Genomic DNA, 16739 nt, shown 5'->3' on the forward strand with positions numbered 1-16739 from the left:
GTCGGGTTATGTAGCAATAAGCTTTTCCTTATTAGCAATAGATTCTCTAACTTTACCGTATTGTAACCCCCAAGCATCAGTCATTTTATTTCTGGTCTCCCAAAGCTCTGGAAAAAATCTCATACGCATTCCACTTTCTAGTAAATCTACAGGTCTTCCTTTCAAAGATTGGGAACCCATTCCTATAGTTCTATTAATTAATTGAATGTGATGATAGCGGAATTTTTGGAACAGTTCATCATATTCTGCTAAAGCTTCTGCAATCATGTAAGCATTGCAATGAGAATACTCAGTATCATAAATTTGTTCTAAACTCAGTCCATGTTTATCCAAATAAAAAGTCTTAAAAGACTGCCATAGAGGTTGATACATTTTCATAATAGTGCGAAAACCAGGAGATTCTTGCCCACTGCCATTTCCTAAGTGTATGCGTATCTCTTGATATTCCTTTGGTGACATGGTTTCCAAAAGGCTCAATTGTTGGATCATGATTTTTTGGATTCCATGAACTCGATTAAAAAGTGTAATTACTCTATTAGTGTTTTCTTTTTGGATATATTCATCAATATCTAGAAGTGTATAAGCAATAAGCTTCATCCAAAGTTCTTCTGACTGATGAACAATTTGAAACTGAAGTTCGTCTTGATTGCACAATTCTTTATAGTCTTTCTGGCAGGAAAGTAAAGCATGAGTATTCAAATAAATCTCATAATCTAATGTTCCCTGACCATTCATAATCGAATAAAAATACTCGCGTTCCATTGAAACCTCCTAACCCTTAGTTTAGAGTATGTCATCTTTTAATAATTGGGAATTGGTTCCAAAATTTTGAACTAATGTTCTAAACTAATGTGTTTATTTTCTTTTTTACTGGCTTTAACGGTTTCAACAAGTTTTATCTAAACAATATTAAATACTAAGTAGGCAGAAATATTGAGTGCTATTTTATTTGGAATAAACTTGATACCAAGAGAACTATCTTGTTTGATGCTGGTTGCTCGCTAAAACCAAATTGGATGCGATCGCCTGTTTGTTACATCGTATGGAACCAAAAAATCACTACACCTGTTGAATGGCTCTAGTATCTATTTTAGTTTGTGGTGTTTGAGGTTGGGGTCTATCTATGGAGTTGTTATTAGATAAGCATCCTATTTTCTCTTTGACTGACAAAAGCGTCTGAGTACGGCGATCACCCACAATGTATCATGCTTTCAAAGGCGTTCTCCAACAAAAATGTGAGGATTATGGCACTATATTGACTGGAAATATTTGCTTTAATACTTTTCGCTAACTTGAATAGTACAAATCTTATGAATGTTAATAGTTTTAAGCAAGTAATTTTAGTGCGTTAACTGATCACCTAACTTGTGCAGTTGATGCTTCTGTTGCAATTGGTACATATGATTAAATAAATTCCAGCAATATTCCTCTGGTAATCCGCAAGTTACCGCACCACGCAAAACTACATTAAAGTACCAGTCATTAGGCGCAAATTCTTTTGATAATTTATTAACTACTACATAAGTACGAACACCGTTGTAAACTTGCCCCTGGCAGTGAATATCTATAAATTCGTGGCGATAACCGCCGTGTGGCACATCTTCTCGTTCATCCAGGCGATCGCTAACTCGCATCGGTAGCTGGTAGAGTACACCGTGTACTGTGCTACCTGGATCTTTGACTATATCTAATACTCCACATTTACGAAATGGGGAATAGCGATAAAAACCCAGTCGATAACCTTTGAGTATTCCAGAGCCAATCACATAACAGTGGGTATTTTCGCCAAGCGATCGCTTCAAATCTACCGGACACATACACGAACCATAGGCAAAATAGTAAAACATTGGCTCTTTTTGTTGTATCGGTTGCAGTCTCAAGTCTAAGTTTGCAGGCTCTTGAGACTGAATCCAACTGTGGTGTAAGTGTCTGCCCTGCTTGCTCATCTGTCTTTAGCAGTATTAATGCAAATTTTTAACTTCACTATAATATACAAACCTTTTATCACTATTTCGGTGGGCAAATAGTAGTTTATATTGCCACAACTAAGCTGAAAAATATCTAGTTTGCATATTGAAATGAGACTAAACTCTTGTGGGGTAGGCATCTTGCCTGCCCATGTTATGCAATGACTTTTCCCATACTACTGAATAACGCCAAAACAAGTGCCTTCTAACATTCACTCCTGGCAGGAAATGTGTATAGATTTGCTTTGCTTGCGATAAGGTGAGGTAATTATCTGTGCGCCCATGTTCTCTCCATGCTTCTACTGCCTCCTGTGAAGGTTTGATGCGCCTGTTTTTGAGGATCTTAAATATCAAGTTAAGTGGAACAGCTATTAAATCGCTCAAAGTATCCTGGATGCTTTCACTTTTGAGTAAGTCTAGAATTACAAGCTTTCCACCTGGTTTCAAAGCACCTTTCAAATCAGGTAGTAAATTCTCAACTGGCAAGTGATGAACAGTCGCAATAGAAGCAATAACATCGAATTGCTCAACTGCAAACTCCCAGTGCAATATATCGGCAACCTGGAAATTTATATTTGTATAATCTCCAGACTGCCGTTGAGCAACTTCTATCATTTTTGGAGATAAGTCTATTGCAACCACTCTTTTACAGCGTTCGGCTAAAAGACGAGTGAAGACACCAGTTCCACAGCCAATTTCCAGAATACTCTCGCAAGCAGATGGTATTTGCTTGAGTAAAAAACCGTGATAGTGGCTGTTGTGATCCCATTGCGCTGGTTCTAACAGTGCAATTCGATCAAAATCTTTCTGAATTTTTTGAGTAGGCGTCTCATTCATGTTGTCTTTTCTAATGGCAATTTAGGTAAAGAGGTGGTGGCGCTTGTATCATTATCTACTTATTCTACTCATCAAAAACAAATACTCTCCTTAAAACCATTCATCCAAGAGCGATCGATTAGACGATCGTGTTGCAGCCGACCTACAATAATAGCGGGATGGATGCCGATACGCTTTGCAAAATCAACAACATCTGCTTTAGATTTAAGTCGCGTTAATTCTCCTTCATACTCAGGTGGTATCAAAAATTCCCGCGCCCATTGATTTGCTTCGCGTTCTGGTTCAGATACCAACCTTTCCTCACTATCCCATTCATCCAGAAAAATATTTTCTTTATTATGTAGCAGGATATGTGCTGCTTCATGGAAGAAATTAAACCAGAAGCGGTCATTGGTTTTACCGTAAAGTGAAAGTTGAATCAATGCCTTATGGGGATTTAACCACCTTGCTACACCGCTGACGTACGCTCTTTTTATTGATGGTACTAAAACAAGCACAACTCCTGCTTCCAGGCACAACTGCTGCATCCGTGGCTCAAATTCCTCTGGTGGTAACACCGTCAACGCGCGAATTTCCCGCACTGCTTTTTCAAACTTTGGTTTACTGTACTTAGGACAGTCCAGTTTTTCTGCTTCTATTTCACCCAAACGCAACCAAGCAGAAATAGCACCAACATCACTTTGTTCTTCGCGGGTGCGGCGAAAGGAAATTTCTAGACTTGCGTAGCATTTCTCCCAATCTTCCGGCGAAGCTACACCGAAAAAATGTAATAACTTCTTTACCAAGCTAGGTTTATTCTTGGCAATTAAATTGCACTTGGAAATTACACCTTGGTTCATCAATTCTTTGACTGGTAATTGATCTAACCAAGATGTCCATCCCTTTAAGCGGTTTTCTTCTTCTTTCCTTGCTAGAGCAGCGCGATATTGGGCTTCACGATTGAGCCAAAATACTGCTGTACTCCCTAAAACCCGTTCTAGCTTCAGGGCTGTTTCTTCATTAATAGGTGCTTTGCCATTAATCAACTGGCTGATATGTTTAGTGGTGTAGCCTAAACGCTCTGCTAACTGTACTTGTGTCCAATCACGCTCTTCTAATAAATCAGCAATGGTATCACCGGGAGGAGATACCCAATCTGGAGTGAATGTTCGGGTTGTCTCAGTCATGGTAATCCCCAATGAAAACAATACAAACAGCAGTAACTTTTGACCAATCAATACTTCCATCCTCGGTAAGAGGAATAGGATCGTTATCTGGCTTAAATACAAGTCGTTTACCACCTTCTAGGTCTACTGCAAATTCACCTGCCCGATCTCCTTTTAAGGGATGGGGACGACCAGCAACTAATTCTGTGACACAACTAACAGCAGCAAGATCCGCCAATCTGGTTGTCAATTTCTTGGCACACTTTGCACCCAATTTTCTTTGCGCTAATTTTTCTTGCTCGCATAGGTTTTGCAGTTTGCTGTCAGCGAAAGTAATTTCCATGCCTTAGTAGACTAATATAAGTTTACCATTTTGGTAAACAAATTTGTTGCCCAGAGAACATATCATATCAACTGATGCTTTACCGTTTTGGTAAATAATTTTGTAGTAACTCACTGGGGATTCGGTGTACGCTACTGAAGCAGTTGATTCCAAGCTTTGAGTACTACCTGCAAATTTTTAGGTAGGCGATTTTGAGAAATATCGTTGAACTGAACCGTACCATCTGGACTGGTTAAAGTATAGGTGATGTAATCGGCAGCGCCTGTGGGGGCTGGATAACTCAAATTCTGGAATGAATCAGATCCGTTTTCTTCTAACAGTCTTTGAAACTGTCGCAGTTGTTGTAAGGAAATTCGGCGAATGCTGCGTTCCGAGTCATTAGCATCACCCATGCGAACCCGAATCAAACTTCCGTCATCTAGTAATAAAGTTTCATAGGTTCTACCAGCAAAGCCACCACTAGAAATTTGTCGAAAAACCATCCCACTTTCTAATGGTGGTGGTAATTCGCTGGTTGGAATTGACACGGGTTTAAAACTACTATTGCGAGTAATTTTGCTGGCTCGTCTGTCAAATTTGATTGTATCTGGTTCACCAACACGATAAACCAAACGCTGTTGTCCATCAGTGACAGTTACTCGCCAACCAGGTACAATACTAGGAGCGCACAAAATCAACGGTTCGCTAATACCCAAACAGCGATCGCTCCATTCTCGGCGTTCTACTTCAACTACACGCAGTTGAGAAACAGGTAATCCCAACTCCTCAGATGCATCCTCTAAAACAGCGTTGTTAATTGATTGTGGTAAATCAACACGACTTGCATTTTCATTTAGCCTAATTTGAGAACCATCCTGGTTAGCACGATAAACTAGGCGTTGTTTTCCTGCTTGTACAGTTATTTCCCAAACTTTTTGAGCAATCTGAATGCAAGCTTCATCAGGACGTGCTAAACCTAAACAACCATCAGCAGTTATTTGTTGAATGTTAATAATCCGTAGTTGAGAAATTGGCAATCCTGTGCGTTGAGATGCTGCTTTTAAAACTGCATCATTTACTTTTTGAGGTAACTTACTATCACTAATTTGGCTTTCTCGCTGATTGAATCTAATTATAGAACCGGAATCATTAGTGTGATAGACCAAATTTTGATTGCCTGTGCTAGCAACTACCCGCCAACCTGGTACTAAAACCTGGATACAGTTTGCAGTCGAGTTACCTAATTCTAAACAGCCATTTCTCCAAGTTCTTCGTTGTGCTTCAATGATTTGGAATCGAGAAATTGGTTGATTCAAACGTTTAGAGCCGGCTTTTAAAACAGCGTTTCTAACTGAGTTTGGTAAGTTTTTTGACTGGTTGTTTGTGGGAGTATTAGAATTTGCTAACCGTAAAAAACTTCCACTGCTATTCGTATGGTAAATCCATCTTTGGCTACCATTAGATGCTATTACCCGCCAACCTGGAACCAATGCTTGGGTGCAAAGCTCATCAGGTTTGGGTAGTTCTAGACATCCATTACGCCAAGTCTGTTGACTATATTCAATAATTTTCAGTTTGTTGGGTAAAATTCCTTCTCGACGAGAGAGATTTTGCAGTACAGCCCTAGCTACTGGCTGTGGTAAACTGCTTTTTTTAGTATTTCCTTTTTGAAATTCATTAACAGTTTCTGGCAAAGAATTACTTGGGTTGGCTGTAGCGCTTTTTAATAATGTTAAACCACTACTAACTGATAAAATACCAGTTAATATTAAAGCGGTGAGAATTTGAGCGTGTTTGATGCTACGATAATTCTTGAAGAAGATTTTCATAGAAAAATTGCCAATTTAGTAACTAAATAATAGTTAATAATCAATAAATAACTGACAAGTAAGAATTAAAATATATTCTGTTATAAATTAAATCATCAGGATAAATCAAAGTTTTGCTTGTAAGGATTACACAAAGACGAGACGCAGTTATTCTCATCTTTTGTTCCTGCTTTTTCAAAGTTAATTAATATTAAGTAATTTGGTACAAGGTATTGAAGATTAGTAATTTGCTCCGATAAAATACCAAGATAAAGGGAGCGTTGCCCATCATATAAGCGATCGCACTCAAGGATACGAAGATAAAACCGAATATGTTTGTCATCAAGGTAAATTAACCAGTCTTGAGCAATAAATTTCCTTCGGCAGTTAAATAAGCAATTACTTGCGTAGGAAAAATATGTTGAATCACACTTTCTCTTTTGGTGGTGTGGCAATACCGCGCTTAATTAAACTCGCCTCAAGTTCTTTAATAAATTTCAAGTCTTCCTCTGGCAAAGACTGGCTTGCCAATAAATCTTCACTGATGGCAGGTTTTTTCTCAAGGAAAGTAAATGCTTGGCGAAATTGACGCCCAGTTGCCTGAATCGGTGAATCAAAGTGACAAGAAATTATTTGTTGAAAGTCCCATGTTCCGATTTTGTCAGCCCAGTTAAGCACTTGTGTTGGTGCTTGAGGAAAAATCAGAGTTTGTAGAATTGGCGCTACAAATGGACGCCCATTTAAACGTAGAGCATCAAATGATTGTTGCCAGTATTGTTGCCATCGAAACGGAAATAAACCGAAGTATGCCTTTTTTGAATGATCTGGTGCTTTGAGCGCATCGCGAAAAGCTTGCCACAAATTTGTCGTCTCTACTGCATGAGGACGAAAGTAAATCGCAAATAATGAGATGCGTTGCCATCCTTTACGGCGATTTGCTGGATTGTCCTCGCTCGCTTCCCAACCATTGTCTCTGGCATGAAACAACAACGGATACGGATCTAATTGGGCGATCGCGGGTGGCTCTTCTGGCACAGACAATATAGAATCAGTGACAAGTAAAGTGCGCGATCGCTTGTGAAAGACTCCAACTTCGGCAAAAGATCCTCTTCCCAAGTCAATGTCTAACACCGCATAGTCAAACTCACTGGCAAAGGGAGCAATGCTGGCATCTTCTGGGAGTTCTTGAGTTCGTTTTTGAGGAAAACCAAGCCAACTCAACGGCAAATTGAACGGGAAACTCCACTGGTGGGGAGCGACGAAGACTTGAGCTTGGGGAAAACATCTGGCAAAGTGGCCAACAAAGATTTTGTGTTCTAAACCGGAGCTTGTTGGCAGGATAATATACTTAACATCACCATGCTTTGCCACCAATTCGTTAATCATGCGCACACACTCAGCCGTCGGAGCAACTGGTGCATAAACAAATAACCCACCTGTTTCGAGTCTGATGACTGTCATCCGAATTGGGGTGATTGTGTAGAGAATACCCTGAAGTTGTTCAAATGTCCAAATAGTATCTTCAACTATTTCCCTGCAAATTGTCCGCCGCCTGCCATAGGGGTAAAGTGGTAAAACAGGCCAAAATCGCCATGACAAATCTTTTGGATGTATCCGTTGCTGCTGCGCTTGTATCTTCGATTTATGTTTGTGTGCGTTCATAGGCATTCTACCTACTTTTTGCTCCTTTCCAATTTCTAGCACTGGAAAAGCTACTGCTATTTTGACGCGATCGCCCTTATTGTTTCCAAGTTAAGCTTAGAAAGTATAAAGCTGATTTAGATTTTGCTCGGTCGTATCCAACAAAGAGTTTATGCTACTTTGACAGCATCTATAATTAATTCTTGCCCTATGAGAGTTCGTTAACCATGTCGGAAGAAGATATCCGTGCCGCCAGGCTGGAGAAAGTAGAACAGCTTAGACAACTAGGGATGAATCCCTATGCCTATCATTGGGAATCTACCCATCAAGCAGCACCATTGCAAGACAAGTTTGCCGATCTAGCCAATGGTGAAGAAGTTGATATCGAGGTGGCAGTTGCTGGACGCATTATGGCGCGTCGCGTCTTCGGTAAACTGGCTTTCTTCACATTGCAAGATGAAACGGGTAATATTCAACTTTATCTAGAGAAAAATCGCATTCAAGAAGGCATGGCAGATATAGATTCTGATGCCTTCAATCACCTCAAGCAACTTACAGATGTAGGCGACATTATCGGAGCGAAAGGAACAATCAAACGGACTGAAAAGGGCGAGTTATCAGTTTATGTTAAACAATACGCAATTCTGACTAAATCTCTCTTGCCTTTGCCAGATAAGTGGCACGGACTAACAGATGTTGCCAAACGCTACCGCCAGCGCTACGTAGATTTAATCGTTAATCCTGAGGTAAGACAAACCTTTCGTCGTCGCGCCCAAATCACAGCTAGTATTAGGAGATTCTTAGAAGAACGTGGTTTCTTAGAAATCGAAACTCCTGTTTTGCAAGCAGAAGCAGGAGGTGCCGATGCCCGTCCGTTTATTACTTACCACAATACTTTAGAAATGGAGTTGTATCTGCGAATTGCTACAGAACTCCATCTGAAGCGGTTAATTGTGGGTGGTTTTGAAAAAGTATTTGAACTTGGGCGAATTTTCCGTAATGAAGGAATTTCTACTCGTCACAATCCAGAATTTACGACAATTGAAGTTTACCAAGCCTACGCCGACTACAACGATATGATGGCACTGACGGAGGGAATTATTACCACCGTCGCCAAAGAAGTACTCGGCACGCTGCAAATCAACTACCAAGGACAAATCATCGATTTAACACCACCTTGGCGTCGCATCACCATGCACGATCTGGTGAAGGAATATACAGGTTTGGATTTCAATTCTTTCCAAAATTTGGAAGAAGCAAAAGCTGCTGGTAAAAATGCCGAATTAGAAGCCATAGAAGATTGCCCTTCAATTGGTAAACTTCTCAATGAAGCTTTCGAGCAAAAGGTAGAAGCAAACCTCATGCAGCCTACCTTTGTGATCGATTATCCAGTGGAAATTTCACCACTAGCAAAACCGCATCGTTCTAAACCCAATTTAGTAGAGCGTTTTGAGTTATTTATTGTCGGGCGAGAAACTGCTAATAGCTTTTCCGAGCTTACCGATCCGATTGAGCAAAGACAACGCTTAGAAGAACAAGCAGCACGAAAAGCGGCAGGTGATTTAGAAGCGCAGGGAGTAGATGAAGACTTTCTTGCAGCTTTAGAATATGGGCTGCCGCCTACAGGTGGATTAGGTATCGGCATAGATCGTTTGATTATGTTGTTGACTGACAGTCCGAGTATTCGGGATGTGATCGCCTTCCCTTTACTCAAACCCGAAAAATCTGACTCACCCTCAGAATCAACCACTTAGAGACTTCAAATTAAAAAATCTCCTATTTGTAGGGGAGGCATTTTGTGGTGTAGATTTTCTTTCCGCAGAACTGCCGTTGCGTTAGGACGATAGTCCGGAACGCGCCATCAACACACCATATGATTTAAACAAAGCCGATGGCGGGATTTGAACCCGCGACCGCTCGATTACGAATCGAGTGCTCTACCACTGAGCCACATCGGCACATTCACCTTGAGATTATAGCAGCATCATAAGTAATCATGGTACAGCCAAATCCCAAAAATCGTACAGCAAGCCAACTTAACTCAGAACAGTATGCCCGTCTCAAGGCAGAAATCAAAAATCCTTATCGTAATGTACGGAAATTTATTTATATTGCTGGCACTGCTTCTGGTTTAATCGGGGCATTCATCTTTTTTTTTCAATCACTGGCTGGGCGCGATCTTGATACTGCCTTGCCCAATTTAGCATTACAAATTGGAATAGTAGGGCTGATGACTTTTTTATGGCGCTGGGAAGAGCGAAGGCAAAAACGCTAGACAGTAGAGACGCGTACACCGCAGGGGTTCCCCTAGAGTAATTTCGCGTCTCTACACAGTCTGTATTTGTATCAGAGTTTTCGTGAAATTTTATTATGCAGCAGACAAACAAATAGGGGCAGGTTTTAAACCTACCCCTAATTCTGCTGATATACTGCGTCCAACTGCTGCTGCTACAGATTTTAAACTATGAACTAAACTCACCATATCTTCTAAAGATAAGGCTTGACGCGCGTCAGAAACAGATTTTTCTGGTTCTGGGTGACACTCAATAATTAAACCATCTGCTCCACACGCAACAGCTGCCTTCGCCACAGGTGCCACCAACTCTCGCTTTCCTACGGCATGAGAGGGATCGACAATTACGGGTAAGTGAGTGATTTGCTTAAGAGCTGCAACTGCTGCTAAATCAAGTACGTTGCGGGTATAGTTATCGAAACTGCGGATACCTCGTTCGCACAGTACTACATTAGGATTGCCGTGGCTTAAAATGTATTCGGCTGCCATCACGAATTCTTCTAGTGTTGCTGCTAAACCACGTTTGAGGAGTATGGGTTTACCTGCTTGTCCTAAAGCTTTCAGCAAGTCAAAGTTTTGCATATTGCGGCTACCGATCTGAAGCATATCAGCATGAGCAGCAACTACCTCAATTTGGGAGATAGACATAACTTCTGTGATCACTGGGATATTGTAGCGCGATCGCACTCCTGCCAGAATTTTTAGTCCTTCTTCTCCCATTCCCTGAAAGGCGTAGGGAGAGGTGCGGGGTTTGAAAACACCGCCACGTAACGCTTGTACGGGAGCAGCAGATAGTTTTTGAGCAACTGTTTCCATTTGCTCCCAGCTTTCAACGGTACAAGGCCCACCGATAATTACTAATTCTGCATCACCAAAAGCAACTTTGTTTGAGAGTTTTACAATTGATTGGTGATCAGTATCAGACTTACTAGCTAGTTTTGCACTAATCATGATGGAATTCTCCTTTGGACTATAGAATTTGAAGTTGATAATAAAAAACCCGGAACTGTTTGGTTAAGTTCCGGGTAATTACGTTTCATCGCCATGAAGCTATTTACCCGGAACCTATTCTGGGCCAAAAGTAATAGTTATAAAACCAGCTACCGAAATCAATCATGACGATGAGATTCTCCTTAAAAAACAAAAACCGCAGAGTTCGCTCTGCGGTTCACCGGGTGGTTTCCATTAGGAAACTAGATTCACTCCCGGTGAACCACCCTAAACCAGTAATAAAAGTAAGAATTATTTGTGAACATCTGCGAGGGGCTTTTTTTAAAACTAAAATTACACCTATACTCAAAGACAATAGCAGACGCCTAGACCTGCGTCAATACCCTGGACTAAAAAAGGTGTGAAGTATGAGGTATGACAATTTTGAATTGCTTGTTAAGTACAATTTAGAAAATCAAGCTAGACGTCCATGTAATTAAATCACACTACAAAGGCAGGAAAATATATCTTTATCCTGTTCCCCGTTCCCTATTTTCAAGCTAGCTTACCGACAACAAAAATCTGGCGATAGAGACTTGTTGCTTGCCAAGGCGATCACCGCTGTTGTATTTATCTTAATTTTTGTGCCATCTACCACATTAGTTGCACGTTAATAGTCTTAAGGAATGGTAGTTGTTACAAAAGAATACTCTGAAGTTCTAAACAGATATCTACAGTGACAACTAGCGCTGTGCCGATAAATTCTCTGAAATGCCTTACCTTCCCAAAGTTCTAACATTTGCTATTTCCACTGAGTTATGGTTAATTCACTACCCAATATCTAAAAGTATTGGTTTTCAAAATCTTGTGAGGTTTGATGAAATTCAGTTAATAACCTACCTGTAAATCTTGCGTGTCTCGACGTCTGTCTTAGAAATCAGCATTCAATTGTACTTGATTTAACGGTATTCTATGGCGACAAACTACCAAAAATTAGCCGTTACCAATTCCCTATTGACGTAACTCAGTTTTGAAGCATTCTAATTTGTATTATGCCTAGCTCCAAATCCAAACTTTTAGCTACTTCTTTCGACTATCAAGGAGTTTATCCTTGTCCGGTTTGCCATGTTGGTAAAATTACTCATATGCCCTTGATGGAGGCTATGTCCTGTGATTTTTGCCATCAAATTTTTACTGTTAATGTAGAGCAACAGCAGCTAGTAATGCCTTCTAGACAACCTCCCTTAGTTTGGCGTTGGAATGGCTTTCATTGGACAGAAGCTCATTTAGAAGGAGTGGAATTTGGTTGGGGTTATGTGCTAGCAGCAATTGCTTTTATCTTTCTTCCCACTGCTTTAATTGGAATAGTCGCTTATATTTTCCCACCACATCCAGATGCTCCTTTTTCTTGGGTTCCATATATCTGGACTGTACTAACATTTTTTTCGCATTTAGCAATTATTGTTTGGTTGTTTATTGAGATTTATCAGATTCCTGTTCGAGCTTATTTTAGAGCCTTACGACAGCGTTTGAGCAGTCGTTGATAGGAAAATTTTCTGATGATTAAACTTTTGGATGACGTCTCGGTGTCTTAAACTATGGCAAAACGTACCTCTGTAATAACATTCTTGGTAAGTTTTTCTAAAACAAAGTAATTGCGCGATCGGGTATACAATCTGCCCCAACTGTTTTACATAGCAAAGCTGTACAAAAATTCTTCCTGCGACAGTTGGGTAAGTAAATACTCTCTGACTTGTATTAGAAAATGATTTTCAAATCCCAACGCTTGCTTGCACAATCTACGTCATTTTTGCTGGTGAGATTAACTGGAGTATTCATATTGGAACTGGAGGAGAACCCAAAATACAAAATACAGAAGTGGAATGCAGAATATAATTTTGAGTTCCAAATTATAACTTAGGTTATTAAATAAGATACTTCATTCAGTAGAAGTGAGAGCATAAATACTCAATTTATACTCCTGTAATTGGGTAAAAATTTAGTTAAATGAATGGGGTGATCTATTTCTTTAGAACTATTTCAAAAAGTATACTAACTTATCTAAAAATTTCGATTTGAGATGAGATTGCAAAAAGAATGTTCACTGCTAGCAAACAAGACAAGAGAAAATTTAAATGTATCACAATTTACTACATTATTTTCTATTAATAAGTAACTATACTGAGGAAACTAAATTATTTTAGTGGGTAGTAACAGTTAATCAGGCGCGAAGCTGCTTGTAGGAGCGTAACAAAACATTGATAATCCACTGAAGTGCCTAAACCTATTGTTACAATTTTTAGACATTAGTATTACGGTATCTCTTTCACTGTGGCAAATACTGCGGAAAAATCCAATTTTAGTTGTAATCATTCAACAGCAGAAACTTTGACAAAAAATCAAGCTGATAGTTAGCCGCATCACTCATAATTAAAGTTGATTATCTTTAAAAGTCTTATGAGAGAGCTGGAGCAATATTATCGGGTGTTAGACTTGGAGCCTGGAGCAACCCTAGAGGAAGTGAACCAGGCTTACAAAGATTTGGCTTTTATTTGGCACCCCGATCGCATTCCCCATGACAATCAGCGCCTCAAGCAGAAGGCGCAAATCAAGCTACAACAAATCAATGAAGCACGGGAAAAATTACGCTCTCTCAAAGCCAAATACCAAACTCCCCACCACCAACCACCTCCTCCAAAAAAATCACAAGCCAGAACCTATGAGCCACAAGCCAGAACATATGAGCCACCAAAGCCAAATCCAGACTTGAGTGGGCAGGATTTTAGCCGGGCTAATTTAAGTAACAGAGACTTATCTGGCAGAAACATGAGTTACGCCAATTTAAGTGGTGCTAATCTCAGCGATACTTTTATGCACAAAGTAATTCTTAGGGGTGCCAATTTATCTGACACCAATATGTTTAGAGCCAACTTACTTTTAGCAGACTTGAGAGAAGCCAATCTACGTAATGCCAACTTAATTGGAGCCGACTTTAGTGGTGCTGACTTACGGGGCGCTGACTTGACAGGAGCGCGAATGCGTTCTGGCGATCGCTTACTCGTAAAATTAATTGGTGCGAATTTATCTGGCGCAATCATGCCTGATGGTACAATTCATGCGTAGGATTGCCTATGTTTTGCCAAGAAATCGAGCATTACTTTGACCACTGCATCTGCTGACTCTAACACAAAGGCATGACCGCCGCGCTCAAGGATGACTAATTTAGCGTTGGGAATGCCTTGAGCTAATTGCTCAGAAAATTTGACGGGAGTCATAATGTCTTGGTTGCCAACTACAACGAGTGTGGGGCAGTGAATGTCTTTGAGGCGATCGCTCGTATCACTGGCAAGAATGGCTCGGCATTGGTGATATAGCCCACTAGGTGTGGACGGAAACGGTTGATTCTCAATCATCTGAATGAGTTGTTCCATCGCTCCTGGAGTTGAGTAAAACGCATCGGTAAACAACCAGGGTAATAAAACCTTTTGATAAAGTATTCCCTCTAGTTTCTGTGTCAACTCGCCAAATAACTCAATAAGAGAATCTAATTTCTCATCTGTTTTTGTCCAAGATGAGAGGAGTATTAAACTTTGAATTTTTTCTGGATGTGCCAAAGCTAGTTCTTGGGCAATTTGTCCGCCCATTGAATGCCCGGCTATATGCACCTTAGAAATACTCAAGTAATCCAACAGTGCTGCCGTATCAGCAGCCATTTGTTTAATACTGTAGGGGCGCTCTGGTGCAGAACTTTGCCCAACACCCCGGTTATCAAAGCGAAGTACTTGATACTGTTTAACTAGTGATGGCATCATTGCTGCCCATGTCGAACTGTCACTGTTAAATCCTGCGATCAATAGTAATAGCTCGTTTGCGCTGTCACCTTGAATTGTATAAAACAAATCAATTCCGTTAACTTGAATTACTGGCACAGCTAGATCTCCTTGAATCTTGGTTGGACATTACTATACTTTTTGTAAATCCAGTTAGTGCGATCGCTGTTAAATCAGCTCCAGTGGCGTGACAGGAATTTCTGTGGAATGTGCAGTAAAATTAGACGTATCCTGGAAAACCAAGCAGAGATGATGCTTGCTTATTATCAACAAGATTCTGAATGGCAGGAGCTAATGGCAGGTGACATTATCGACTATTGCTATTGTTGCTGTAATTGAATGCGATGTTTAAAGTAAACTTTACGCACGAGGCAATCGTTGAGAATGGAATGTAAGAGTTGTTGGCAAGCGGATCGCTCATTAACAGCATTACCGTCTTAGATATTAATGTTAATAGTTATGCACCGAGATTCTGTGTGGTGGGAAAAAGATTTTATTTTCTAGTGGTGAGATATGCAGAAGCTACAGGTTGAAGAGCTATTGAGGTGTTATATTGCTGGAGAGAAGGAATTTGCTGACCTATGGCTTAGAGGTTCTATCAAAGGTGCTAATCTCAAAGGAGTTAACCTGAGAGGTTCTTATTTAGAGGTTGCTTTGAAAAGTGCGATTGAAGTGGCGCAGACTTGAGTAATTTTAGAGGAGATCATGCAACCTTCGATAAGTGCAATCTTAGCGGCGTCAATTTGAGTAATAGCGAGTTCAGCCAGTCTAGTTTTTGGGAATCAGATTTAAGTGTAACCGCAAGGCTCTGTTGGTATTCAACAGCAAGAAACCTTAGAGTTGCCTATAAAGCAGTACTTTGAGCTTATTGACAAGAGGATTATGCCCTACGTTAAGTTACGATCGTTGTGTACCTGAGCCAGCAAAATTAGTTCATGAGCCTTGTTTTAGAGCCTGAGACACCGCCTTTGTGGGAAGATGAAACCGGAGCAATTCGAGTTGGAAATTCAAGGGTCTTACTAGAGACTGTAATCCGAGCTTTTCAAGATGGTGCATCTCCTGAGTCTATTGTTCATCGATATTCAACTCTATCTTTGTCCGATGTTTACAACACAATCGCTTACTATCTTCGCCACCAAGATGCTGTAGAGGCTTACTTGAGTCAGAGAGAGCAATTGGCTGATTCTGTACGACAACGTTTGTCTAACATTCAACCTGACTTGAGTTACATTCGTTCTCGTTTGTTGTCTCAACAGAATCCATAGCAGTGGGTATGTTGAGTTTGTTAAGCGATGAAAACTTTAACGGTGACATTGTTCGAGGGCTATTGCTGCGTCAACCTAATCTTGATTTGCTCCGAGTTCAGGATATCGGTTTACGAGAAGTAGACGATCCAGCGATTTTAGCTTGGGCGGCAAGTAACAAGCGTATCCTTCTCACTCACGATCGCGCAACCATGACAGATTTTGCGTATGAACGCTTGGTTAGAGGAGAACCGATGGCAGGGCTTGTTTGTAGTCAACGATCGAATGCCCATTCGACAGGCGATTGATGAGTTGTTACTGCTGGTAGATTGTAGCCAACAGGCAGAATGGCAGGGTGTTGTGTTGTATCTGCCACTGTGAGAGCCAAAGTCTACTATCAAAAATATTTTTAATAGTAGAAGCTAATAGCAGGTGACATTATTGACTATTGCAATTGTTGCTGTAATTGAATGCGATGTTTAAAGTGAAAGTTATGTACAAGGCAATTGTTGAGGACAGAATTTAAGAGTTGTCGGCAGGCGATCGCTCCAAAAGCAACATTCCCATCTTAAATTATGAATGTTAATGGAATTTTATGTAGAAAACTTCTTTTCCCCAGATAAATATATAGAAAAATTCGGCTTTTTATGCCGTTATAAGTAGATATACAGAATAATTTGGTTTTTGACTCCATAATGGGAGGATATACGGACAAATTCGGT

General features: G+C 40.3%; 18 protein-coding genes and 1 tRNA gene. 9 read left to right on the forward strand and 10 right to left on the reverse strand.

Annotated features, from left to right (window positions below; translation table 11 throughout):
* Positions 1 to 6 precede the first annotated feature (6 nt).
* From U2718_RS24685 to U2718_RS24715, 7 genes are all read right to left on the reverse strand, one after another.
* A complete protein-coding gene (locus tag U2718_RS24685; RefSeq protein ID WP_342002707.1) occupies positions 7 to 762 on the reverse strand; it encodes a tryptophan 2,3-dioxygenase family protein in 756 nt (251 codons plus the stop codon).
* Positions 763 to 1340: 578 nt separating this feature from the next.
* Positions 1341 to 1946 (reverse strand): gamma-glutamylcyclotransferase, encoded by a 606-nt coding sequence (locus U2718_RS24690; RefSeq protein ID WP_342002708.1) that lies wholly within the window; start codon positions 1944 to 1946, stop codon positions 1341 to 1343.
* A gap of 138 nt (positions 1947 to 2084) precedes the next feature.
* Positions 2085 to 2804: a class I SAM-dependent methyltransferase gene (locus U2718_RS24695; protein WP_342002709.1), complete on the reverse strand. Its 720-nt coding sequence runs from the start codon at positions 2802 to 2804 to the stop codon at positions 2085 to 2087.
* 71 nt (positions 2805 to 2875) lie between these two features.
* Complete coding sequence (locus U2718_RS24700) at positions 2876 to 3970, reverse strand: helix-turn-helix domain-containing protein (protein ID WP_342002710.1); 1095 nt, start codon at positions 3968 to 3970, stop codon at positions 2876 to 2878.
* Complete coding sequence (locus U2718_RS24705; protein ID WP_342002711.1) at positions 3963 to 4292, reverse strand: killer suppression protein HigA; 330 nt, start codon at positions 4290 to 4292, stop codon at positions 3963 to 3965. The genes U2718_RS24700 and U2718_RS24705 overlap by 8 nt, the downstream gene beginning before the upstream one ends.
* Before the next feature lie 131 nt (positions 4293 to 4423).
* Entirely contained in the window at positions 4424 to 6100 is a 1677-nt protein-coding gene (locus U2718_RS24710; protein ID WP_342002712.1) for a hypothetical protein, read from the reverse strand.
* Between the two features lie 405 nt (positions 6101 to 6505).
* Positions 6506 to 7741 carry a DUF4336 domain-containing protein gene (locus U2718_RS24715; protein ID WP_342002713.1) on the reverse strand — a complete coding sequence of 412 codons (1236 nt, stop codon included), beginning with the start codon at positions 7739 to 7741 and terminating at the stop codon, positions 6506 to 6508.
* Positions 7742 to 7947: 206 nt separating this feature from the next.
* Between U2718_RS24715 and lysS the strand changes: the two genes are divergently transcribed.
* Complete coding sequence (gene lysS / locus U2718_RS24720) at positions 7948 to 9474, forward strand: lysine--tRNA ligase (RefSeq protein WP_342002714.1); 1527 nt, start codon at positions 7948 to 7950, stop codon at positions 9472 to 9474.
* A 132-nt stretch (positions 9475 to 9606) separates the two neighbouring features.
* On the opposite strand, the gene U2718_RS24725 is transcribed toward lysS, so the two are convergent.
* Positions 9607 to 9678, reverse strand: a tRNA-Thr gene (locus U2718_RS24725).
* Between the two features lie 38 nt (positions 9679 to 9716).
* Between U2718_RS24725 and U2718_RS24730 the strand changes: the two genes are divergently transcribed.
* The gene (locus tag U2718_RS24730) at positions 9717 to 9995 is read left to right on the forward strand and encodes a DUF3493 domain-containing protein (protein ID WP_342002715.1); all 279 of its coding nucleotides are present in this window, start codon (positions 9717 to 9719) and stop codon (positions 9993 to 9995) included.
* A 93-nt stretch (positions 9996 to 10088) separates the two neighbouring features.
* Here U2718_RS24730 and aroF read toward each other — a convergent pair whose 3' ends face one another.
* A complete protein-coding gene (aroF, locus tag U2718_RS24735) occupies positions 10089 to 10964 on the reverse strand; it encodes a 3-deoxy-7-phosphoheptulonate synthase (protein WP_342002716.1) in 876 nt (291 codons plus the stop codon).
* A 1031-nt stretch (positions 10965 to 11995) separates the two neighbouring features.
* Between aroF and U2718_RS24740 the strand changes: the two genes are divergently transcribed.
* Both U2718_RS24740 and U2718_RS24745 read left to right on the forward strand, forming a co-directional pair.
* On the forward strand, positions 11996 to 12487 hold the full coding sequence (locus U2718_RS24740; RefSeq protein WP_342002717.1) for a hypothetical protein: 492 nt from the start codon (positions 11996 to 11998) through the stop codon (positions 12485 to 12487).
* A 913-nt stretch (positions 12488 to 13400) separates the two neighbouring features.
* Positions 13401 to 14066, forward strand: a complete 666-nt coding sequence (locus U2718_RS24745; RefSeq protein ID WP_342002718.1) for a pentapeptide repeat-containing protein — start codon at positions 13401 to 13403, stop codon at positions 14064 to 14066.
* On the opposite strand, the gene U2718_RS24750 is transcribed toward U2718_RS24745, so the two are convergent.
* Positions 14057 to 14872 carry an alpha/beta hydrolase gene (locus U2718_RS24750; protein WP_342002719.1) on the reverse strand — a complete coding sequence of 272 codons (816 nt, stop codon included), beginning with the start codon at positions 14870 to 14872 and terminating at the stop codon, positions 14057 to 14059. The genes U2718_RS24745 and U2718_RS24750 overlap by 10 nt on opposite strands.
* A gap of 108 nt (positions 14873 to 14980) precedes the next feature.
* Between U2718_RS24750 and U2718_RS24755 the strand changes: the two genes are divergently transcribed.
* The 5 genes from U2718_RS24755 to U2718_RS24775 all read left to right on the forward strand — a co-directional run bounded on the left by U2718_RS24755 (position 14981) and on the right by U2718_RS24775 (position 16325).
* Positions 14981 to 15112 carry a hypothetical protein gene (locus U2718_RS24755; RefSeq protein WP_342002720.1) on the forward strand — a complete coding sequence of 44 codons (132 nt, stop codon included), beginning with the start codon at positions 14981 to 14983 and terminating at the stop codon, positions 15110 to 15112.
* A gap of 174 nt (positions 15113 to 15286) precedes the next feature.
* A complete protein-coding gene (locus tag U2718_RS24760; RefSeq protein WP_342002721.1) occupies positions 15287 to 15460 on the forward strand; it encodes a hypothetical protein in 174 nt (57 codons plus the stop codon).
* Positions 15457 to 15636, forward strand: a complete 180-nt coding sequence (locus U2718_RS24765; RefSeq protein WP_342002722.1) for a pentapeptide repeat-containing protein — start codon at positions 15457 to 15459, stop codon at positions 15634 to 15636. The genes U2718_RS24760 and U2718_RS24765 overlap by 4 nt, the downstream gene beginning before the upstream one ends.
* 72 nt (positions 15637 to 15708) lie before the next feature.
* The gene (locus U2718_RS24770; RefSeq protein WP_342002723.1) at positions 15709 to 16038 is read left to right on the forward strand and encodes a DUF433 domain-containing protein; all 330 of its coding nucleotides are present in this window, start codon (positions 15709 to 15711) and stop codon (positions 16036 to 16038) included.
* Between the two features lie 8 nt (positions 16039 to 16046).
* On the forward strand, positions 16047 to 16325 hold the full coding sequence (locus U2718_RS24775; RefSeq protein WP_342002724.1) for a DUF5615 family PIN-like protein: 279 nt from the start codon (positions 16047 to 16049) through the stop codon (positions 16323 to 16325).
* Positions 16326 to 16739: the final 414 nt, after the last annotated feature.

This window comes from Chlorogloeopsis sp. ULAP02 (assembly GCF_038404745.2).
In the GTDB taxonomy this organism is placed as follows: domain Bacteria; phylum Cyanobacteriota; class Cyanobacteriia; order Cyanobacteriales; family Nostocaceae; genus Chlorogloeopsis.